The organism is Megasphaera hexanoica (assembly GCF_043520715.1).
Taxonomy (GTDB): domain Bacteria; phylum Bacillota; class Negativicutes; order Veillonellales; family Megasphaeraceae; genus Megasphaera; species Megasphaera hexanoica.
Window position 1 is genome coordinate 1,236,962 of sequence record NZ_CP171361.1, and the last position, 19,321, is coordinate 1,256,282.

The window sequence follows — 19,321 nt, forward strand, 5'->3', positions numbered from 1 at the left end:
CGCCAATGAAACAGGATATTGTACCGGCTGAAGCACTGAAAAAAGAATTCTATTCATTTGATGTCTCGAATAAAGAAAAAGAATGGATACTCAATCATACGATGATGCAACAGTATATCGTAGTCACCCATGGAACGCAGGGCAAAGACGAATTCTTCCGGGATCATCCGGAACTGAGCAAAACAAAGAACAAAACCAGAATTACCAAAAAGACACGCTTCGGTTATTGCACATGGTGCCATCAGTCTTTTATCTTACCTGATACATGGACTATAAAAAAGGCCAGCAGATTTTATGACCAATTTGAAACATATGAATGTCCGCACTGTCATCGAAAACATGAGCTTATATCCGGCTATCGCGGACTGGGAAATAAATCAATAAAACGGCAGGTCACATTTTTTTCACGGAGCCGGAAGAGTAAAAATGTGATATTGGCCAAAGTGGTGGCAGCTGTCCTGCCAATAGAAAACGGCTATAGGGACTGTAAACTTCAGACGTATATAGTGGGCATGATGCGGTTGGAAATTGGAAAGCCTACGACCTACTACGTCAGGAACGCGTATTATTACGATGGAAATTTCTGTCATTCGTTTTTTTGGGGTGAAGCAGGCGGAGAGGATGATATTGGCAGACCATGGATACGGAGAAAAACGATAGGATATGGCCTGGCCACAGAATGGGAGAACTTTGGATTTGCTGAATATGCCGACTATGATGCCTTGAATCAGATCATCAAGACATCCGCATGGAAATATTGTGGGAAAGATGAATATTACACATCGGAAAATCAGCCAAGGTATGCATGTGAAATAGAAAAATATCTGGATTTGTATTCCCGGTTCCCACAGATTGAATATCTCATCAAGAGCGGCCTGGCAAACATCGTCAAAGCGAAGCTGAACGGTGATACGACGAAGCCGGCGGTTTTCTGGCGGAAATACAAAAATCCCAAAGATATGCTGCGGGTCAAGCTATCAAAAGAGGAACGGAAATGGATCTTTGAATTACATCAGACCGGGAAAGACGTATCTGTGAATGCACTTAATATCTTAACCATACAGCAACAGCTTAAACGGCGGTGTACGCTCTCTGATGCTATTGCTGTAGAAAGTTGTTACTGGCTCTTGCATGGGAATATATTAAACGATTTACGCTTTATGGATTTACATAGTCTGGTGGCATACTGCAGCAGGCAACTGGCTAAAGCGAGGGGAAAAGATGGAGATAACCCATGGAAAAACGTAAATGTTGGCACTATCTGCCGGGACTACATCGATTATTACGAGGAAATAAAACGGCTCGGTTATGATTTGAACGACCGGACATATATCCGGCCCCGTGATTTATATGAGGCTCATCGGCATACATCGGAACTGCTGAGAATCAGGCATGAAGCGAAAATGAAGGTAATGAGACAGAAAGAATTGGAATTACAAAAAGCCGGATTGGCCAAACAGGTAAAGAACCTGCAGTCTTATGTATTTACAGATGGCACGTACCTTATACGGCCATTGCGGACAGTAGACGAATTCATTCGTGAAGGCAGCGTAAATCATAACTGCGTTGGCACATATATCACAAGATGTGCCCAAGGACATACAGCCATCATGGCCATACGCAAGATTGATGATCCGGACACCGTTTTTTATACCATGGAAATCCAAGACAATAAAATCATGCAGTGCCGGACAAAGAATAATGTGCCTGTTGCTCAGGGTACGGCCATTGATGATTTTGTAAAGCTCTACGAAAAAATGATATTAAAGCCGAAACAGCAATTACGAAGGGAAGGTGCGTAGTATGACAGACATCATAAACGTCGAAAGCCAGGCGGTAGGTATACGAACAGCGGAAACGATTGCCACAGAAATAAATACAATCAAGAGACAGACGCAGAAAATCATGCTGGCGTCATCCATCGAAATCGGGAAACGTCTGACCGAAGCGAAAGAACTGGTGGATCATGGGCAATGGAGCCAGTGGTTACAGAAAAATGTAAATTATTCCGAGCGAACAGCTCAGAACCTGATGCGGGTCTATGACCAGTACGGGGAAAAGTTTGGCATGACCGAAATGGACAGTCTCTTTGCTTCCGGCGCTCCGAATGTATTTGAAGAATTGTCATATACGCAAGCGCTGGCGCTTTTATCATTGCCAACCGAAGAAGAACGGGAGCAGTTCGTGGAAGAAAATGACGTGGCCAACATGAGCACACGGGAAATGCAGGATGCTATCAAAGCGAAAGTGGATGCGGAAGCACGGGCTAATGACGCGGAAGCTCGGGCCAGTGATGCGGAACGCATGGTTGTACAGGAACAGCAACGAGCCGATTTGGCGGAAAAGAATCTGGAGAACGTGAAGGCACAGCTCAGAAATGCAGATGAGCAGAAAACGGATATCCTGGAACAGGCACGAAAAGAGAGAGAGGCACTGGCTGCCAGAGTAAAAGAACTGGAAGCCCGTCCGATGGTCTCTGAAGACAAGACGGAAGAAATAGACAAACTGAAGCAGAAAATCAAGGAGCTGGAAGACAACGGCCCCGATCAGGACAAGCTTGTCTTCCAGGGACATCTGGTAGTCCTTGAAAATGAGTTCAATGCCATGCTGAATGACATTGAAAATATCGATGATGGCGACAAAAGGCAGAAATTTGTGGACGCGGCCAGGAAGATGCTGAACCGTCTGCAGCAATATGTTTAGAGGTGAAGCAATGAGAGCGCCTAAGGCTTTCGATGAACTGAATGGCCGGAACTGGTGCGCACTGGCGGTCGCGATATGGTCGCCAGTGCCATTGACTGTCGAGGACAGCTTTGCAATGTACGAGACTGGGCGGAAACAGCGGGCTGGGGATGTAGATGGCTTGCCATATAATCGGCACAAAGAAGCGTACTTGATGCAAAAGGCAGGTTTGCGAGGTGCTGAGCTTGATTGCTGTGTATGTTTAAACCATGCGTCACATTACGCATGGAAGTACATTCATGGAAAGGGATAGAACAATGAAAGAGATTAATTATCGGTGCAAGCTGAAACAGGATGTACAAAAATTTAAATGCTTTATCATCTGTATGGCTATGCTGGGGATAGTAATGATTGTCGCCCTGGCCATGGTTGAAAATATGTAAGAGGTGAAAATCATGGCAGAAAAGGTAAGAAAGATTGAGTTGAATGAGGACCTACAGCATATGTTGATCAGCGCTGTCAGGTATGCTATGGGCCGGCGGACATACATAGTCAACTGGACAGTATCGTATATCATGCCACTCATTTCAGATATGGATACAAAGGTTTTGCATATCATGAAACGGGATTATGAGGACGCTGCCAGTCTTGGGGATGCTTGTGATATACAGGATTGGGGCCGTTTCTATGATGCGGTATTTAAGGAACTGGAAAAGCGAGGAGAAATAAGATAGTCCCTTATATCATATATACATATGATATGCGATTTTTTTAAAGGGGATTGCTCCCCTTTAAGGGCTGGTAGTAGGCGTTAAATTTAGTGCCAATTTCCAATACTGATGAGGTAACGTTATGGGCTTTGTTCGTAATATCAAATATTTCTGCGGAAAAGAATATTTTGAAACAGACCTCTTTGAGCTGGCAGACATGAGAGAACGTGGAAGAAAAATCAGAAAGCCCAAGACTGAGAAATCTTCCGTTGATCAAAAACGTCGGAACAAGAAAAGAGCGGAACGGAAACTCCTGCAGGAAATCATGACGAATTTTACCAGGGCAGATATTTTCCAGACGCTGACATTCGATAAAGAGCATCAGCCGACAAATGCCAAAGAAGCGAACAAAGAATTCCACAACTATATCCGTAGATTAAACCGAAGGAGGAAAAAGATAGGATTGCCTCCGGCAAAATACAAGGGCGTGTTAGAAACGAAAAGTGGCAAGTATCATTTCCATGTTGTCATCAGTGGAGGCATCAGCCGTGATGAAATGGAAGAAATCTGGGGAAAAGGTTTGGCGAATGCCAGGCGCCTAAAGATTAACGATAAAGAGATTATGCAGAAGCTTGTAAAGTACTTGCTGAAAGAATCACGAAATGAAGAAAAATTCAAAAGCCGGATCATTTCATCACGCAATCTGGAAAAACCCAAAGTCACAAAAACAGACTGGCGATTCAGCCACAGAAAATTAGTAGAGCTGGCCGGCCTGACAGATTGTGCGGAAGTGTGGGAAGAATTATATCCCGGCTATGCGTTCATCGAAGCGGAGAGCACTTTTAATGAACTGACTGGTTGGCATATTACAGTGAAGATGAGTAAGAAAGAGGGTGAGACATAACATGTTAAAGATTACGATTCCGGCAACTTTGCCAGGGCTGAATGAATACGTAAAGGCAAATAGAGCCAATGCGTATAAAGGAAGCCGGGTAAGTAGGGACGCACATTATATCTGTCGCCTGGGCGCTTTGCCAATCCGGGGGAAGATGCTGCCGAAATGTATGCCGGTGTTCCGCTGGTACGAGCCGAACAGAAGACGGGACAAAGACAACATCGCCATGGCCAAAAAATTCATCCTTGATTCACTCCAAGAAATGAATGTACTGGAGAATGACGGCTGGGAGCAGATTATGGGATTCATTGATGAATTCTACATAGACAAGATGAATCCGCGGGTAGAAGTCCGGATCTATGAGCCGACGGATGCGGATGAATTCTTCAAAGAGCTCCGGCGCTGGACAATGCTGTTATGGAAACATGTATAGGAGGCATGACTATGAGTATTCGGATTACAAATATTAGTAAAAGCGCAAGCAACAAGGGACGGCGCATTGTTATTTGTTACGTGAAAGAAAATAATGGGATTGAGGACAATTACAAACTCAGCAGTTTCGAAATTGCCAGACCGGAGATGGAAGAAGCATGGGCGGCAATTAATGTCGCATATCAAAGGGTGCATCCAGATTATAGAGAAGATGAAACGTGGGTGGATTTTTCGTTCAGCTCGGTCAGCATCAAATATGTGAAAAACATAAACGGGGATATCGTTATTAAGGAATTCCGTCTCAGTGGTGTCATGGCTTGGGACTATATGGGATTCAGTACTATCACTACTGACAAAATTAGTCCACAGCAGAATGAAGAGCTGACGGCTGCCGTTTGCAAATTAATCAATGAAGGTGAACTGTACGTTCATGGCAAGCGGGCGCAAATGCAACTATTTGATGACAAGACGATACAAAATGCGACAACAGTATCTGAGGAGGTTTAATCATGCAAAAATACCAACAAAAATATCAATATGTTACCACTTCCAGTTGCCAGAAAGCGGAAGAAATCAAACAGGAAATTCGTAAGATGAAAGGCAGGCTGGATGACCATGATGAAGAGCTGACTAAAATCGAAGACAACATAGCAGATATATACGAAAAGTGGAAGATGGAATCAGATCGCAATATCGTCCAGAACAATCATTTGTATACCCTTTGCAAGCGGCTGAAATGGACGATGGCCGCCGTGGCAGGAGCGTATATCTGGTCTGTGCTATGGTTCATTTCCAGATAAGGAGTGATGAAGAAATGAGATGGGTAGATGTCAGAGAGTGTCTTCCGGATACGGCAGACAGAGTACTGGTAGCTATGTATGTACGTGCCGTGAAGCCAGTAATAGCTGTTGGCCAATATCACGGAACATATTGGATTGTTGATGAATATTCCAGGCCTGTCAGGCTGAACGAAGTGCAATATTGGGACCCCATTCCCGCGATTCCGCACGAAAGAAAAGCTGAAAGAGAGGAAAAACACTATGATTAGTGCCAGCATAAGAGCTTGTGAACATGAACAACGATTGTGGATCTATGAAGAGGCAGGAGCACAGTTTTCAGAAACTCTTCTTTTTATGGCGCTTCATGATGAATTTGGCTTTGGCCAAAAGCGCATGGAGCGTATTGTAAAATACTAGAATGAATTGCCAGAAAAGGACATTGATTTACGGGAATGGATACAATGTATAGCGGGGTATGGATATGACAATAAAGAAATGGACAGGAAGTATGCTGTAAAAGTACTGCCATTGGCATCGGCCGGGCTGATGAGGAAGAATAAGGTAAACGGGAGAGAATACAAAAACAGGATTCATAACGTACTCTTGGGAGCAGTAGTGATTACATATCATATCCTCGTTCAACATTTCCGGTTTGATGCGGAACAACTGCAGAGATTATCCAGGCGTTTATATGGATATGCTTATTCATTGCGGGATGAAGCATTGGGAATCACTATCTACGATTTTATGGCAGTCATGAAGAAGGAATGCGGCATTGGATATGATATTTTGACAGAATACGAAAAGAAGAATGGGAAAATCAAGGTCGGACCGAAGTGGGGAATCAATACATTGACAGGGAAAGCCAGGAAAAGAGATGAATGATTATGGTGTATCATTGAACGGTTTGTGGAAAAGAATTTCAGAATAAAAGTGGCATGATACATATCGTATGCCATGATTGTACAGAACGGATAGGGAAACAATGGGCAGATACTATAAGAGGGAAACATATCAGGATGAGCCGATGCATTGTTTGTGGGAATACAATACAGAACAAACAATACAAAATGACATGTAGTGTTAAATGTGCTCATATTATGGAATTTGTCCGGGACAGATATCGGGCAAGTCATTTAAGAAATAATAAAATTAAAAAGCAGAAAATAATGGAATGCAGTGAACGAAGAAGGAATAAACAAGACAGTCTGAATACATTTATAGCAAACATACCAGAGGGATTGTCATATGGGAAAGCAAAGGCAATGAAATATTTTGGACTAAGAGTGGTTATGAATATGATAAGCACCATGATGTAATTATTAAACTGTAAAGAAACGAGGGATAAAATGCCAAATGTGATAGATGACGTGACGGCCAAGAAGGCCATGAATACGCTTATTGCACTTTGCCGGGAACAATGGAGAAAAGAAGGATGCTTAACCTGTGCGGTTAAAGACCGATGCATAGTAGGGAGCAAAGATGAGAGTGACTTCTCTTTTCTTGAACCATTTGATATTCCGGAAGACACCAGCGAACTAATTCAGAATCACCGGCGGGCTGTGCAGATGGCCAGGGCTATCATGAACCGAAATGACTAGAGAAAAACGATGAAGACAGGGAAGCAAGGAAGAGAGATGAGAACACATGAACAAAGAACAATTAGTTGCCAAGAAGTATCTACAGCAGCTGGGGAATATAGGAGGTGAGATAGCGGCGCGTAGATCTGTCATTGAAAAGGAATGGAAACGAGTTGTGGGAGGAACGGGGAGTAATCATCTGACTGCACAAATTTCCCTGGCTCCGGCTCATGGTACGAGGCAGTATGGCTGGAATGCGGAGAACATCGACCATTACCTGCAATTGCGTGATGAACAGCAGAAGAAGATACAGGCACTGACGAAAGAACGTGATGCACTCATACAGATGATTGACAATATCATCGAAGTGCGGATGCGGACGGTATTGATTGAGCGGTATGTGAATCGGAGAAGCTGGAATGAAATAGCCAGGCTCATGAAATACTCCGAGGTATATACTAGGAAAAAACTACATGGAATTGCTCTGGAAAATTTCTACAAGATTCTGGTAAATTCAGATTTGTACAAAAGAAAGAAAAAAAGATGAAAGTGTACCGAAAAAGTACCGGAAAGTACCGGAAAGTACCGCTTTCAATGTGATATAATGTAAGGTGTAAATAAGGGCGAAGGAAGCAGGAAGTTGGCTTCCTTCTTTTTTTATACCTGTGCTGGTGCGGGGAGGGAGTGGAATGATTGTCGATTGCAACAACTACCGATGTGCTCACAACAGGCATGGCATATGCATCGCCGACCATATCACGCTCAAAGGCGAGCGTTGCTTGTCCTTCCTGCACAAGATGAAGATGGAAGACCACAGGAGTGATCTGAACCACGGGCCTGTGCGCCAAGGCTCAAGGAAGAGAGTATTTAGATGACTAAAACGCATGAGAAAATGGAAATTTAGCGGGTCCTTCTGGTTAACAATAAAGCCTTGCGCGACCGCGGCGCCCAAAAAACGCTTAGATTTTTAACTTTTTTAGCGCTTATTTATAACGAAATAAAGTAAAATCCTTAGAATTTGGGGTAATCAAATAAGTTTTAAATTAGCTTTAATAATTTAATAAAACTAAAGTTTACAAAAAAGTATAAGTAAAAAGGGGTATGGATGTGAAAATCTCTAAGGACTTGAAGCATTTGACAACTACACAAACCGAGCTTGCCAGAGCCCTGGGATTGACACAACCCCGGATACATCAGCTTATACAAGAAGGCATTGTGGAACGTGACGACCATGGAGCCGTTCTGGTGATAGCCAGCTTGCAAAACTACTACCGTACACAAGGTAGTGGCAGTGATGGTGGCAGTGAGCTGGATTACATGGAAGAAAAGGCCAAGCATGAGAAAATAAAACGCGAAATCGCTGAACATAAGTTGGCCATCATGGAAGGCAATGCCTATAGTGCCAGGACTGTCGAACTGGTCATGACAGAAATGTTATCAAACCTGCGCACGCAGCTGTTGGGACTGCCGACAAAGCTGGCTCCGCAGCTGGAAGGCAAGACTAAAGAGCAAATTTATGTACGACTGACCAGGGAAATAGAAGAAAAGCTGTCAGAGCTGAGCGAGTACAGCCCGGACCTGTTTACAGATGAAGAGGTGGTAGACGATGACGACGCATAGATTGAAATCGGCGTCGGCACTGTGGAACTATATTTCCGTCCACGGGTTGAAGCCTTTGCCGAAAACGTCGGTCAGCGAATGGGCTGATACATACCGCTATCTATCGCAGGGAGTATCGGCGGAGCCAGGCAAATGGCGGACCGATCGGGCTGAATATCAGCGGGAAATCATGAACGCCTTCACACAGCCGGGAATACATCGGGTTGTAGTGAAATCAGCGGCGCAAATTGGCAAAAGCGATATCATGAACAACGTCATAGGCCGGTTTGCTCACTTGGATCCGGCAACAATCATGATGATACAGCCGACTATCGACATGGCGCAGGACTACAGCAAGAGCCGTATTGCGCCAATGATTAGAGATACTCCTGTATTGAGCCAGATTTTTTATAATGTGAAAAGCAAATCCGATGCACAGGCGGCGAAAACCAGGGACGGCAACAACACCATACTCAGTAAAATATTTCCTGGCGGCCGCCTAATCATGTGCGGAGCCAACAGCCCGGCCGGACTGGCAAGCCGGCCAATCAGGATATTGCTGGCCGATGAAGTGGATCGGTTCCCGGACAGTGCCGGCAGTGAAGGTGATCCGGTAGATTTGGCATCCAAACGTATGACGACATACTGGAATCATGTCATGGGATTGTTCTCGACGCCGACAAATGAAGGGGCCAGCCGGATCGATTTGGAATACAACGCGGGCACACAGGAAGAATGGCAGCATGCCTGTCCGAATTGTGGAGAGTATCATCTTATCCGGTATATTGATATCGTCACGGAGTCAGAAGAGTATAAAAGCGAGGACGGAAAGAAGCATGTCGTCGTAAAATCCGTGAAGTGGCGCTGTCCTGACTGCGGCTTTGAGTTTACAGAGCGGCAGATGAAAGACGCCAATCAAAAGTACATAGCGAAGAACCCGACTGCGGTGCAAAATGGCATTCGCAGTTTTTTTGTGAACGCTTTTACATCACCCTGGTTGAGTTGGAAAGACATCATGCGGGAGTGGTTGGAAGCTAAAGGCGATCCGGCTAGGGAAAAGGTTGTCGTCAATACACGGTTCGGGGAAAGCTATCGTGAACCGGGAGCCTTCGAGGATCATGAAATATTCCTCAGACGGCGGGAAGCCTACGGCGCGGAGCTTCCGGACGGCGTGCTGATGCTGACGGCGGCTGTCGATACGCAGGATAACCGCCTGGAATACGAAGTCTGTGGATGGGGCGAAAATGAGGAGTCCTGGGGCATCAAGAAAGGCGTTATCCTGGGCAAGCCTGACCAGGAAGCGACATGGAATGAACTGGATTCCATCCTGGACCATACGTATACATTCGCTGATGGAACGGGTTTGAAGATTCTCCGGGCGTTTATTGATTCCGGCGGCCATTACACGGGCAGTGTATACCGCTACTGTGAAAAGAATTTCACCAGACAGCGCTTTGCTATCAAAGGCTATGCCAACAGCCCGGGCATACCGCTCAATTACAAGATAGGCAAGGCCAGCAACAGCCCAATCCCACTCGTTATCCTGGGTGTCGATGACGGAAAACAGCAGATCATGAACCGCCTGGCCATCACACAGCCTGGGGCGCAGTACATGCATTTCCCTCTTAATGAAGAAGAAAAGGAGCTGGGAAACCGGGGTTATGATGAACTCTATTTCAAGGGCATCATCTCAGAACACAAGAAACGGATAAAACGAAACGGCGTTATCCGGGAAATCTGGGAGACAACAGCCGGCGTACGCAATGAACCTTTGGATTTGCGGGTGTATAACCTGGGATGCATGTACAGCTGTAATCCGAATTGGAAACAGCTGAAAGAAATCCTGCTGGCCGCTAAGACCGGACGGCCTGTAAAGCCGGTGGCGACAACGCAGAAACGGCCATCACGGATGCGTAAAGTCAGCCGGGCAACGAATATCTGGTAGGTGATAAGACAATGAGCAATTCAATACAAAACGAACGCCTGAAGCGGTATCTGGAAGCGGAAAAAGCTGTACTGATGGGTCAGTCTTACACGATTGGCACACGGACACTGACGCGGGCAGATTTATCGACAATCCGTGCGGCGATTGATGACCTGATTGCCGGCGGCGCAACGCTGGATGATGCGGATATCACGCAAAAAGGCCGGGCAAAACGGGTTGTATTTTTAGGCTAGGAGGTACGCATGAGAAAGAAAAAGAGAACGGCAGCCAAAGCAAAGGCGAGAATGCCGACTAGAGAAATTACAAACAGCGGGTATTCCGAAGGTGGTGCTTCAAATAGAAGCAATATTCTGAAGGCTTATCGGCCTATCAAGTATTCGGCCAAGTCGGATATCAATGCCAATCTATTTACATTACGCAATCGCAGTGCCGACCAGGCGATTAATACGCCTATCGGCTCAGCAGCTATCAATACCAGTGCGCTGCATACGATTGGCATCGGCCTGCATGTATTCCCACGTCCAAAGTTCAAAATGCTGGGTATGGATGCAGAGACGGCACGGGACTGGTCGCGCAGGGTAGCGCAGGAATTTGACCTGTGGGCCTCTTCCACGGCCTGTGATATTTCCCATCGAAACAGCTTCTATGACCTGCAGGATATCAATTATACGGGATATCTGGTCGATGGCGATGCATTCTGTGTGTTCCGGCGCAGGCCTCCAACTAAGGATTATCCGTATTCCCTGCGGTTACAGCTGCTGGAGGGCAACAGGGTAAGTAATCCCATGGGGCGTGATTATTACGGCGTCATGGGACCGTATGCGGTGGAAATGCAGGCGCCGACGCCAGGAAACCGGATTATTTCCGGGGTAGAGATAGATTCTGACGGAGCTGTTGTTGCCTATTGGGTCAGCAATAAGGTGCCAGGCGACCCGGTAGACGTAGGGGAGGTGCCGAACTGGGTACGTATCAAGGCGTTTGGCGACATCTGCGGTATGCCGAATATCGTGCAGACCTGTCACGACACGCGGCCGGAACAGTATAGGGGCGTTCCCTATCTGGCACCGGTCATCGAGACGCTGAAGCAGGTCAGCCGATACACGACAGCAGAGCTGACAGCAGCTATTGTAAAGTCATTCTTTGCTCTGTTTTTCACAGAAAGCAATACAAGCGGCGCCACGTTAAATGACATTCTGGGACCAACAAACAATGACGACCCGATGGCCCCCGTCATCGATGTCGATGAATACAGCCTCGGTCCAGGTACAATGAATGCATTGCCCAGAGGAGTAGACGTAAAAAGCATTGATGCCTCACGAAGCATGTCCACGTTTGATACGTTTACGACTAAGCTGTTGGAAATGGTAGGGTCGGCAATTGGCCAACCGTACGAAGTGCTGATGAAGCATTTCACGTCATCCTATTCCGCCTCGAGAGCGGCCTTATTGCAGGCCTGGGAGGAATACAAACGGCGCCGTACCTGGTTTGCCCGTGATTTCTGTCAGCCTGTTTATGAAATGTGGTTGGCTGAAGCTATTGCCATGGGACGGATTGAAGCCCCGGGATTCTTCACGGATCCGCTGGTCAGGAAGTGTTGGTGCAATGCAAACTGGTATGGTCCGACCATGAGCATCTTGGACCCTCTCAAGGATGTAAACGGCAGTGCTTTACGCACACAATATGGATTAAGCACACGGGAACGGGAAGCTGCGGAAATGACCGGCACAGACTTCGAGGAAAACATCGAACAGCTGGCGTATGAACAGCGGATGCTCGAAAAATACGGCATTGCCGGGAATGAAAAAACAACTGGGGATGACGGGAAAGGAGAAGAACCGACAAATGAAGGAACCAACCAATAAATTTTGGAAATTCGTCAATGAAACGGAAGGCGACACGGCGGAATTACTGATTTACGGAGCCATTGCCAGCTCAAAGCCTTGGTACAGCGACGATGATGACGGCAGTGTCTACCCGGTACAGTTCCGGAACGATTTGAAAGCTTGTGGCGGGAAGAATCTGACCGTACGTATCAATTCCGGCGGTGGTGATGTATTCGCGGCACAGACCATTTATACGCTGTTGAAAGGGTATACAGGCGACGTTACTGTCCACATCGACGGCATGTGCGCCAGTGCGGCGACACTGATTGCCTGTGCTGGCGATAAAATCGTCATGCCACGGAATGCGCTGTACATGATTCACAATCCGCAAACGTTTACGTTTGGCAATCTTGATGCAGACGGCATGCGCCAGACAGCAGATATCCTGGACACGGTAAAGCAGACTATTGTCAACGTGTATGTAAGCAAGTGTGATGGAGAGCTGACTGCAGAAGAAATCGGGCACATGATGGACGATGAAATGTGGATGACAGCAGACGAAGCGAAAGAGTACGGCTTCATTGACGAAATCGACGACTATCTCGTTACGGCAGAAATCAGGAACAACATGTTATTCCTGAACGATATCGCTTATGACGGCCATGGCGATATCCAAAAGATTTGTAAAATGATTGGAGAGAAAAAGCACATGAAGAATAACGATCTTGTAGCAAAAATTGCGAATGTGCTGGGCATCAGCCCGGCAGAACCGGTGGTACATGAAAACCAGGCAGAAAAACAGCGCATTGCCGAACTGGAAGCACTGAAAACGGATAATGTATATGGCAATGCAGTCATTGATCAGGCAATTAAGGAAGGCCGGACAGCAGCTGATGTGAAGCCGTACATTGATGCGGTAAACGCAGTAGAAGCGCCGAAAGACGAAGCCAGCGAAGCCCTGGCCAGCATCCGGGCACTGATTGAAGACCAGATGCAGTCCGGGAGCCAGAATGTCAAACCGGCTCCGAAAGCTGGCATGGCAACAGATAATGCTGCACAGAAATTGCAGGATATCAATGATGTCGTTGAGGCTGCTAATAAGATGAGAGGTGTTAAATAATGGCTATCAAAGAGACAACAACAATTACGCACGAACAGATGTATGGTGGTCCGGAAAAGGAAATCCTGATGGCAAATGTAACCATCACGGCAGGAAAAGCACTGGAAAAAGGCACACTCATGACCGTTACTGGCACAACGGCAGTTGCAACTACTTCCGATGGTACGGCGAATGCTATCCTGGCGTATGATGTCGATGCAACAGCAACGGCGGCAACAGTGTACGTATCCGGCCGATTCAATCGCGACCAGCTTCATGCTGCCGATGGCGATACTGTAGCCGCGCATGAAGACCAGCTTCGCGATTATGGTATTTATCTGACTAAAAATTTATAAGTAGAGGGAGGAATACACAATGGCTATTGATTACAAAGATACAGTTTCTTTATTACAGGCTATGGAGCGCATTACACCGCCGGCATCGTTCCTGCTTGATACGTTTTTCCCGGTCATTCCGCAGGTGGCTGTGCAGACACGGATTGCCGTAGAATACCGCAAACGCGGCCGTCGTCTGGCTCCGTTTGTAACTCGTGGAGGTAAGGGCCTCAATCTTGATCGGGAAGATTCCAAGCTGGACATCTACACTCCGCCGATGATTGGCCCGCGTCGTATTCTCGACCCGGATATCGTCAATGAACGTGGTTTCGGAGAAAACATTTACAGTACCGTTACACCTGCACAGCGCGCAGCCGCACAGCAGGCAGAGGACCTGGTAGAACTGCAGAATAGCATTATCAACCGCAAGAGCAAAATGGCGGCAGATTTGTTGCAAACAGGCAAATGCGATATTTATGGCTACGCAGACGATGGCAAGACCGATCTCCTGGATACGGTAGATTATGGCTTTGATCATACGGTGACGCCGACAACGAAATGGGACCAGGCAGGAGCTACAATTTACAGCGATATCAAAAATGCATCGGAAATGGTGCAGGAAGATGCAGGATTGGTGCCGACCGTGATGGTTTGTGGTAAGAATATTGCCGATTACCTGCTCAATAACGACCAGATTATGAAATGGCTCTCCATCCCGCTGGCTTCCAATTTATCTCTCATGAACATCCAGCCGACAATTGTTAGTCCGCAGGTTATGCGTATTGGTGTGATTCAGTCGCTGAATCTGGAAGTCTACACCTATGCAGAAACCTATGTAGATGATGACGGCAAGGTCCAGAGCTTCCTTGATTCTGATACAGCTGTCCTGGCAGTACCTGGAAAAGGCCGTCAGCTCCACGGTGCAGTTACTCTGGTCAATGATGCGGGTAATGGCTACGATACCTATGCAGCTAAGTATGTACCGTACTACATGGGCTCCAAAGAATCCCAGCAGGTAGCACTGGCTATGTACAGCCGTTGCGTACTGGCTCCGGAATGTGTGGACGACTGGGCTGTTATCAAAGCCAAATAGGAGGTAGTACTATGGACATTATGGTAATGCATGGAGCTCTCAGTGCAGGCAATAAACTGTACCGCACAGGCTCTATCGTCAGTGTTGATGATGCCCTGGGTGAAGAGCTGATTATGCGCAGTCCGGATCAATTCTGCCAGGCTGTAGGCAAGGTGGAACCAGCTCAGGAAACACAGCCGGAAGCAGAGCCGGCCAAAGACACTAAAGCCAAAGACGAACCGAAAGCAGAAAAAGAAGTAGGCCTTCCTTCCGCTGATCCGTCCGCAGCTGTCCGAAAATGAGCGAATTTAAAGACATGGTATCGGCAGACCTCGACATTTTTGTAAATGGCGATGAGTTTGCCGAAGACCATGATTTAAATGGGACGCTGTGCAAGGCAGTTGTTGACACGATGGACAGCCAGGAGAATTTTTATACTGGCCAGACGTATGAACCCTACGGCGGTATTTCCGGACGGTTGATAAAAGTGTATGTCAAAGCGTCGGATTTGCCGGAGATTCCAGCGGAAGGCATGGTATTCAGGGTAGACGACGAACCATTGATTGTCAATAAAGCATCAGAAGAAATGGGCATGGTTGTCATCTTGTTGCATGGATCTGAGGGATAAAAATGATATCAATCGAAGTACGTAACCAAGACGTAGAAAAATTGGAGAAAACACTGGCCGGTTTTGCCGGAGATAAGATTGCCGCGTGCATTGACCGGGCTACATATCGTGGTGCATTGCATGCCAGAAAGGTAGCAATCAAGCAAATACGCAGTATTTACACCATTAAATCCGGGGAACTTCGAAGTGCGGCACCGATTAAACGAAGCGGTTTAGTATCTACTATTGACATCAAAGGCCCGTTTTTGCCAGTAGAACATTATCGGGCAGTCAGCAGGGCCAAGGGCATATTCGTGACCATCAAAAAAGGGAGTGGCGCACTGGTTCACATGTCATTCTCTAAAGGTGGTAATGGGGGCGTCTTCCGTAAAAGAATCGGGCCTGAACGATATCCGATTGAAGGATTACATGGACCGGCTGTTCCTCAGCTATATGGCAATAAAGCAGTAGTGGAAATTATGGAACAGGAAGGAATGCGTGTCTATGAAGAACGAATGATGCATGAGCTTGAACGATTGGTTGGTGGTGCATAATGTCGCAAATCCTCACGCCATGGCAATGTGCATCGGAAATTGCAGATTGGCTAAAAGAACAAATAAAATCTTCATCGGAGTATTCCAACCTGCTTGATGTAACGACAGGAAATATCAAGATATATCCTGGTTTCCTGCCCTATGTGTCAGATAAAAAAACGAAAAAGACATTATGCCCGGCTGTTGTTATCAGGCCGACGACTATATCCGATTTGGAAACAGAATCTACGGCTTCCATGGCAGTATTGGTCACGACATATGATGACGACATGATTAATGGCTGTCAGAGCCTCTATAAACTCATGGAAGCGGTAAGAGAGCTGCTACTGGTCAACAATCCCATCAATATGCGATGGGAAATCAAGAACGGGACGATGGAATCTACCATCCCGGATGAACAACCATACCCTATTTGGTGGGGCCGTATTGATTTTGATGTCAATGTACAACAGCCACGGGAAGTCAGTGAATTTATATTAGGAGGTCCGAAGCGTTTTGGAAACGACTAAAGAAGAAATGACGCAGAATGCGGTGACAGAAGAAACGACAGCTGTCACAACTGCATATAAAGGGCCAGTGATATATGTAGGCCCGAGTTTCCGGAATTCCAGGCTGAATCATTGCATGATTTTTTCTGAGATTCCTACACCGGAAGGAGAAGACGATGTATTGAAGCATCTTTTTGTCAAGCCGGCAGGATTGAATGACGCATTGAAGGCTGTAAAGACAAAAGGGACGGCACTCAATACGTTTTATCAAAAAGCAATCAAGAACAATAAAGGGGGTAATTAACAATGGCATTTTTCCATGGCATCAAGACATCGGAAATTGATACCGCAGTCGTAGCTACAGCCCAGACAACGGCTGGGCTTCCTGTTGTATTCGGAACTGCACCGGTGCATCTGGCAGCAGACCCGAAAATCAATGAGCCAGTCATTTGCTATTCCTGGTCTGAAGCAAAGAAGTACTTAGGCTATCACGAAGACTGGGACAAATATACACTGTGTGAGCCGATGTATGCAGAGTTTAAACTTTTTGCGGTAGCTCCAGTCGTATTTATCAATGTATTGGACCCAACTAAACACAAAAAGAGTATATCCAGTACAGCTTTGACGGTTAGCCGAAAAGCGGCAACAATCGAAGATGATGTCATCCTGTCGTCATTAACTGTATCAGCGACATCGGCAGGATCTGCAGCAACAGCAGGCACTGACTATGTAGCTGCATACGATGACGACGGTAACACGGCGATTTCCATCTTGGATGGAGGGGCACTGGCAGATGCAAAGACGATTTACGTTGCCTATGATGCGGTCGATGCATCTCTGGTCAAAGATAGTGATATTATCGGGGGCGTTGGCACCAATGATGCGGTCACAGGCCTGGAACTGATTAACTACATTTACAGCAAATTCTCTCTCGTACCTGGTATTATCGCCGCGCCTGGATGGTCACAGCATCCGGAAGTTGCCGCTGTGATGCGGGCAAAATCCCGCAATATCAACGATGTATTCCGTTGCAGTATCCTGACCGATATCGATACGACGGAAGTCAAATCGTATAGTGGCTGTAATCTTTGGAAAAGTGGCAATGGCTATACTGGTGTCGCTGAATCTGTTTGCTGGCCGATGGGCAAAATGGGAGACCACTGCTACTACATGTCCACCATTGAAATGGGCGTTATTGGCCAGGTGGATGCCTCGAATGATGATATTCCTTATGAATCCACATCCAACAAATCTGTACCGATTACGGGGCTGTGCCTGAAAGATGGGACAGACGTAACACTGGAACTGACGCAGGCCAACCTGCTCAACAGCCAGGGCATTACAACGGCATTGAATTTTGGCGGTGGCTGGAGACTCTGGGGCAATTATACAGGCGCCTATCCGGGCTCTACAGATCCGAAAGATACATTCCTCGCTGTCCGTCGTATGTTTGACTGGGACGATCAGGTGTTTATCCTGACATATTGGCAGCGTCTCGACAAACCGGGCGTTCCTCGTAATATCCAGATTATTCTGGATTCGGAACAAATTCGATTGAATGGGTTGAAATCTCGAGGCTATATCCTGGACGGGAGTGTTGAATTCCTGGAAGAAGAAAATCCAACGACTGATTTGGAAGCAGGTATCTTCCGGTTCCACAAAAAGCGTACGCCGCCAATCCCGATGCAGGAAATTGATACTATTTCCGAATATGATGTAAATGCGTTTAACGCACTGTTTGAATAGAGGTGAACAGCACATGGAAATCAATAAAATGCCTGAAGTCCTGAATGATTTCAGGATTTATGACGAAAACAGCGACACCTTATACGGTGTCGCAAAACTCGAACTGCCTGACTTTAAGAGCATTACAGCGACCATCAAAGGTGTAGGCGTCGGCGGCGAAATCGAAGCCCCGGTTTTAGGGCAGTTTGAATCTATGGAAACAAAGCTCACGCATAACATCAATGATAAGTGGAATCTGACCATGGTAGGTGGGAAAGCGGTAGCTCTGGAAGCCAGAGCGGCTAACCAGTATTGGGACAGCGCCAATAACAATTATGTCATGGAAAAGGTACGTGTCGTCATTCGTGGCAGAACAAAACAGATGTCCGGCGGTTCTTGGGAACCGGCATCTACAACCGATGCTGAAAACACGATTGAAACGACGTATATCAAATACGAAGTCAATGGCAAAACGCTCCTGGAAGTAGATAAGTATGCATATAAGTTTGTTGTCGGCGGTACGGATATCATGCAGCCGATTCGCGATGCGTTGGGCATTTAAATAGGAGGTATCTCAGAATGAAGAAAGAAGACACAACAGTAGTTGAAGCGGAAGTTGTCAAAGACAATCAGCTGGCACTGCCCAGTGATCAGGTTATTCATCTGTCGAGGGCTTTGCCCGACGGCAAAGATACTCTGTATCTGGATTTTGATAAGATTACAGGTTATACCCTGCTAAAGTGCGAAAAAGAAGCCAAAAAGCAGGATGCAAGTATTGTTGTGCCGGCATTATCCCAGGTTTACCAGTCTCATGTAGCCGCTGTAGCGGCAGGTATTAAATACGATGATATCCTGTCTCTGCCGGCTAAAGATTTCACAGCTATCATGATTAAGACGCAAGGTTTTTTGCTAGGTACGGCCTCGCCGGACGACACGGAATAACAGCAAAACTGTTTATGCTCAATACGGTCAGGATGGCAAAATATACACATACCT

28 protein-coding genes are annotated in these 19,321 nt (G+C 46.4%); all 28 read left to right on the forward strand.

Features of this window, described 5'->3' with window-relative positions; translation table 11 throughout:
- The first annotated feature begins 5 nt into the window (after positions 1–5).
- The 28 genes from ACGTIC_RS05940 (at position 6) to ACGTIC_RS06075 (ending at position 19,267) form a co-directional block, all read left to right on the forward strand.
- On the forward strand, positions 6–1,802 hold the full coding sequence (locus ACGTIC_RS05940; protein ID WP_113856247.1) for a PcfJ domain-containing protein: 1,797 nt from the start codon (positions 6–8) through the stop codon (positions 1,800–1,802).
- Between the two features lies 1 nt (position 1,803).
- On the forward strand, positions 1,804–2,703 hold the full coding sequence (locus tag ACGTIC_RS05945; RefSeq protein WP_059076824.1) for a DUF3102 domain-containing protein: 900 nt from the start codon (positions 1,804–1,806) through the stop codon (positions 2,701–2,703).
- A gap of 296 nt (positions 2,704–2,999) precedes the next feature.
- Positions 3,000–3,125 (forward strand): hypothetical protein, encoded by a 126-nt coding sequence (locus ACGTIC_RS05950; protein WP_255355352.1) that lies wholly within the window; start codon positions 3,000–3,002, stop codon positions 3,123–3,125.
- A gap of 12 nt (positions 3,126–3,137) precedes the next feature.
- Positions 3,138–3,416 (forward strand): hypothetical protein, encoded by a 279-nt coding sequence (locus tag ACGTIC_RS05955; RefSeq protein WP_059076826.1) that lies wholly within the window; start codon positions 3,138–3,140, stop codon positions 3,414–3,416.
- A gap of 118 nt (positions 3,417–3,534) precedes the next feature.
- The gene (locus tag ACGTIC_RS05960) at positions 3,535–4,296 is read left to right on the forward strand and encodes a hypothetical protein (protein ID WP_059076827.1); all 762 of its coding nucleotides are present in this window, start codon (positions 3,535–3,537) and stop codon (positions 4,294–4,296) included.
- A gap of 1 nt (position 4,297) precedes the next feature.
- Positions 4,298–4,720, forward strand: a complete 423-nt coding sequence (locus ACGTIC_RS05965; protein ID WP_113856246.1) for a hypothetical protein — start codon at positions 4,298–4,300, stop codon at positions 4,718–4,720.
- Between the two features lie 11 nt (positions 4,721–4,731).
- On the forward strand, positions 4,732–5,226 hold the full coding sequence (locus ACGTIC_RS05970) for a hypothetical protein (protein WP_113856245.1): 495 nt from the start codon (positions 4,732–4,734) through the stop codon (positions 5,224–5,226).
- A gap of 2 nt (positions 5,227–5,228) precedes the next feature.
- A complete protein-coding gene (locus ACGTIC_RS05975; RefSeq protein ID WP_059076830.1) occupies positions 5,229–5,519 on the forward strand; it encodes a hypothetical protein in 291 nt (96 codons plus the stop codon).
- 14 nt (positions 5,520–5,533) lie between these two features.
- Entirely contained in the window at positions 5,534–5,767 is a 234-nt protein-coding gene (locus tag ACGTIC_RS05980) for a DUF551 domain-containing protein (RefSeq protein WP_113856244.1), read from the forward strand.
- On the forward strand, positions 5,760–5,915 hold the full coding sequence (locus tag ACGTIC_RS05985) for a hypothetical protein (RefSeq protein WP_162816280.1): 156 nt from the start codon (positions 5,760–5,762) through the stop codon (positions 5,913–5,915). The genes ACGTIC_RS05980 and ACGTIC_RS05985 overlap by 8 nt, the downstream gene beginning before the upstream one ends.
- A 198-nt stretch (positions 5,916–6,113) precedes the next feature.
- Positions 6,114–6,383, forward strand: a complete 270-nt coding sequence (locus tag ACGTIC_RS05990) for a hypothetical protein (protein WP_162816279.1) — start codon at positions 6,114–6,116, stop codon at positions 6,381–6,383.
- Positions 6,384–6,847: 464 nt separating this feature from the next.
- Positions 6,848–7,099 carry a hypothetical protein gene (locus ACGTIC_RS05995; RefSeq protein ID WP_113856241.1) on the forward strand — a complete coding sequence of 84 codons (252 nt, stop codon included), beginning with the start codon at positions 6,848–6,850 and terminating at the stop codon, positions 7,097–7,099.
- A gap of 46 nt (positions 7,100–7,145) precedes the next feature.
- Positions 7,146–7,625: a hypothetical protein gene (locus tag ACGTIC_RS06000; RefSeq protein ID WP_059076834.1), complete on the forward strand. Its 480-nt coding sequence runs from the start codon at positions 7,146–7,148 to the stop codon at positions 7,623–7,625.
- Positions 7,626–8,212: 587 nt separating this feature from the next.
- Positions 8,213–8,698 carry a hypothetical protein gene (locus ACGTIC_RS06005; RefSeq protein WP_236699674.1) on the forward strand — a complete coding sequence of 162 codons (486 nt, stop codon included), beginning with the start codon at positions 8,213–8,215 and terminating at the stop codon, positions 8,696–8,698.
- Positions 8,685–10,622, forward strand: a complete 1,938-nt coding sequence (locus ACGTIC_RS06010; protein ID WP_070807758.1) for a phage terminase large subunit family protein — start codon at positions 8,685–8,687, stop codon at positions 10,620–10,622. Before ACGTIC_RS06005 ends, ACGTIC_RS06010 begins: the two co-directional genes overlap by 14 nt.
- Before the next feature lie 11 nt (positions 10,623–10,633).
- Positions 10,634–10,855, forward strand: a complete 222-nt coding sequence (locus ACGTIC_RS06015) for a DUF6148 family protein (RefSeq protein WP_059076836.1) — start codon at positions 10,634–10,636, stop codon at positions 10,853–10,855.
- A gap of 9 nt (positions 10,856–10,864) precedes the next feature.
- Complete coding sequence (locus tag ACGTIC_RS06020; RefSeq protein WP_059076837.1) at positions 10,865–12,484, forward strand: phage portal protein; 1,620 nt, start codon at positions 10,865–10,867, stop codon at positions 12,482–12,484.
- Positions 12,465–13,565 (forward strand): head maturation protease, ClpP-related, encoded by a 1,101-nt coding sequence (locus ACGTIC_RS06025; protein WP_113856239.1) that lies wholly within the window; start codon positions 12,465–12,467, stop codon positions 13,563–13,565. Before ACGTIC_RS06020 ends, ACGTIC_RS06025 begins: the two co-directional genes overlap by 20 nt.
- Positions 13,565–13,900 carry a head decoration protein gene (locus tag ACGTIC_RS06030; RefSeq protein WP_059076839.1) on the forward strand — a complete coding sequence of 112 codons (336 nt, stop codon included), beginning with the start codon at positions 13,565–13,567 and terminating at the stop codon, positions 13,898–13,900. The genes ACGTIC_RS06025 and ACGTIC_RS06030 overlap by 1 nt, the downstream gene beginning before the upstream one ends.
- A gap of 19 nt (positions 13,901–13,919) precedes the next feature.
- Positions 13,920–14,972: a major capsid protein gene (locus ACGTIC_RS06035; RefSeq protein ID WP_059076840.1), complete on the forward strand. Its 1,053-nt coding sequence runs from the start codon at positions 13,920–13,922 to the stop codon at positions 14,970–14,972.
- An 11-nt stretch (positions 14,973–14,983) separates the two neighbouring features.
- A complete protein-coding gene (locus tag ACGTIC_RS06040; protein WP_059076841.1) occupies positions 14,984–15,253 on the forward strand; it encodes a hypothetical protein in 270 nt (89 codons plus the stop codon).
- Positions 15,250–15,579, forward strand: a complete 330-nt coding sequence (locus ACGTIC_RS06045) for a hypothetical protein (RefSeq protein ID WP_059076842.1) — start codon at positions 15,250–15,252, stop codon at positions 15,577–15,579. The genes ACGTIC_RS06040 and ACGTIC_RS06045 overlap by 4 nt, the downstream gene beginning before the upstream one ends.
- Before the next feature lie 2 nt (positions 15,580–15,581).
- The gene (locus ACGTIC_RS06050) at positions 15,582–16,112 is read left to right on the forward strand and encodes a hypothetical protein (protein ID WP_113856238.1); all 531 of its coding nucleotides are present in this window, start codon (positions 15,582–15,584) and stop codon (positions 16,110–16,112) included.
- Positions 16,112–16,621 carry a hypothetical protein gene (locus tag ACGTIC_RS06055; RefSeq protein WP_059076844.1) on the forward strand — a complete coding sequence of 170 codons (510 nt, stop codon included), beginning with the start codon at positions 16,112–16,114 and terminating at the stop codon, positions 16,619–16,621. Before ACGTIC_RS06050 ends, ACGTIC_RS06055 begins: the two co-directional genes overlap by 1 nt.
- Positions 16,608–16,904: a hypothetical protein gene (locus tag ACGTIC_RS06060; RefSeq protein WP_059076845.1), complete on the forward strand. Its 297-nt coding sequence runs from the start codon at positions 16,608–16,610 to the stop codon at positions 16,902–16,904. Before ACGTIC_RS06055 ends, ACGTIC_RS06060 begins: the two co-directional genes overlap by 14 nt.
- A gap of 2 nt (positions 16,905–16,906) precedes the next feature.
- Positions 16,907–18,346, forward strand: coding sequence for a phage tail sheath family protein (locus ACGTIC_RS06065; RefSeq protein ID WP_113856237.1), 1,440 nt, complete (start codon positions 16,907–16,909; stop codon positions 18,344–18,346).
- A gap of 13 nt (positions 18,347–18,359) precedes the next feature.
- Positions 18,360–18,887, forward strand: a complete 528-nt coding sequence (locus tag ACGTIC_RS06070) for a phage major tail tube protein (RefSeq protein WP_059076847.1) — start codon at positions 18,360–18,362, stop codon at positions 18,885–18,887.
- A gap of 17 nt (positions 18,888–18,904) precedes the next feature.
- Positions 18,905–19,267 (forward strand): hypothetical protein, encoded by a 363-nt coding sequence (locus ACGTIC_RS06075; RefSeq protein WP_059076848.1) that lies wholly within the window; start codon positions 18,905–18,907, stop codon positions 19,265–19,267.
- Positions 19,268–19,321 lie beyond the last annotated feature (54 nt).

Coding starts and splice junctions, on each gene's coding strand:
- ACGTIC_RS06070 (WP_059076847.1), top strand. CDS start 18,360: ATGGAAATCAATAAAATGCCTGAAGTCCTGAATGATTTCAGGATTTAT.
- ACGTIC_RS06055 (WP_059076844.1), top strand. CDS start 16,112: ATGTCGCAAATCCTCACGCCATGGCAATGTGCATCGGAAATTGCAGAT.
- ACGTIC_RS05945 (WP_059076824.1), top strand. CDS start 1,804: ATGACAGACATCATAAACGTCGAAAGCCAGGCGGTAGGTATACGAACA.
- ACGTIC_RS06045 (WP_059076842.1), top strand. CDS start 15,250: ATGAGCGAATTTAAAGACATGGTATCGGCAGACCTCGACATTTTTGTA.
- ACGTIC_RS05995 (WP_113856241.1), top strand. CDS start 6,848: ATGCCAAATGTGATAGATGACGTGACGGCCAAGAAGGCCATGAATACG.
- ACGTIC_RS05970 (WP_113856245.1), top strand. CDS start 4,732: ATGAGTATTCGGATTACAAATATTAGTAAAAGCGCAAGCAACAAGGGA.
- ACGTIC_RS06035 (WP_059076840.1), top strand. CDS start 13,920: ATGGCTATTGATTACAAAGATACAGTTTCTTTATTACAGGCTATGGAG.
- ACGTIC_RS06065 (WP_113856237.1), top strand. CDS start 16,907: ATGGCATTTTTCCATGGCATCAAGACATCGGAAATTGATACCGCAGTC.
- ACGTIC_RS06015 (WP_059076836.1), top strand. CDS start 10,634: ATGAGCAATTCAATACAAAACGAACGCCTGAAGCGGTATCTGGAAGCG.
- ACGTIC_RS06010 (WP_070807758.1), top strand. CDS start 8,685: ATGACGACGCATAGATTGAAATCGGCGTCGGCACTGTGGAACTATATT.
- ACGTIC_RS05960 (WP_059076827.1), top strand. CDS start 3,535: ATGGGCTTTGTTCGTAATATCAAATATTTCTGCGGAAAAGAATATTTT.
- ACGTIC_RS05940 (WP_113856247.1), top strand. CDS start 6: ATGAAACAGGATATTGTACCGGCTGAAGCACTGAAAAAAGAATTCTAT.
- ACGTIC_RS05980 (WP_113856244.1), top strand. CDS start 5,534: ATGAGATGGGTAGATGTCAGAGAGTGTCTTCCGGATACGGCAGACAGA.
- ACGTIC_RS06040 (WP_059076841.1), top strand. CDS start 14,984: ATGGACATTATGGTAATGCATGGAGCTCTCAGTGCAGGCAATAAACTG.
- ACGTIC_RS06000 (WP_059076834.1), top strand. CDS start 7,146: ATGAACAAAGAACAATTAGTTGCCAAGAAGTATCTACAGCAGCTGGGG.
- ACGTIC_RS05950 (WP_255355352.1), top strand. CDS start 3,000: ATGAAAGAGATTAATTATCGGTGCAAGCTGAAACAGGATGTACAAAAA.
- ACGTIC_RS05985 (WP_162816280.1), top strand. CDS start 5,760: ATGATTAGTGCCAGCATAAGAGCTTGTGAACATGAACAACGATTGTGG.
- ACGTIC_RS05955 (WP_059076826.1), top strand. CDS start 3,138: ATGGCAGAAAAGGTAAGAAAGATTGAGTTGAATGAGGACCTACAGCAT.
- ACGTIC_RS06025 (WP_113856239.1), top strand. CDS start 12,465: ATGAAGGAACCAACCAATAAATTTTGGAAATTCGTCAATGAAACGGAA.
- ACGTIC_RS06075 (WP_059076848.1), top strand. CDS start 18,905: ATGAAGAAAGAAGACACAACAGTAGTTGAAGCGGAAGTTGTCAAAGAC.
- ACGTIC_RS06020 (WP_059076837.1), top strand. CDS start 10,865: ATGAGAAAGAAAAAGAGAACGGCAGCCAAAGCAAAGGCGAGAATGCCG.
- ACGTIC_RS06030 (WP_059076839.1), top strand. CDS start 13,565: ATGGCTATCAAAGAGACAACAACAATTACGCACGAACAGATGTATGGT.
- ACGTIC_RS06050 (WP_113856238.1), top strand. CDS start 15,582: ATGATATCAATCGAAGTACGTAACCAAGACGTAGAAAAATTGGAGAAA.
- ACGTIC_RS05975 (WP_059076830.1), top strand. CDS start 5,229: ATGCAAAAATACCAACAAAAATATCAATATGTTACCACTTCCAGTTGC.
- ACGTIC_RS05965 (WP_113856246.1), top strand. CDS start 4,298: ATGTTAAAGATTACGATTCCGGCAACTTTGCCAGGGCTGAATGAATAC.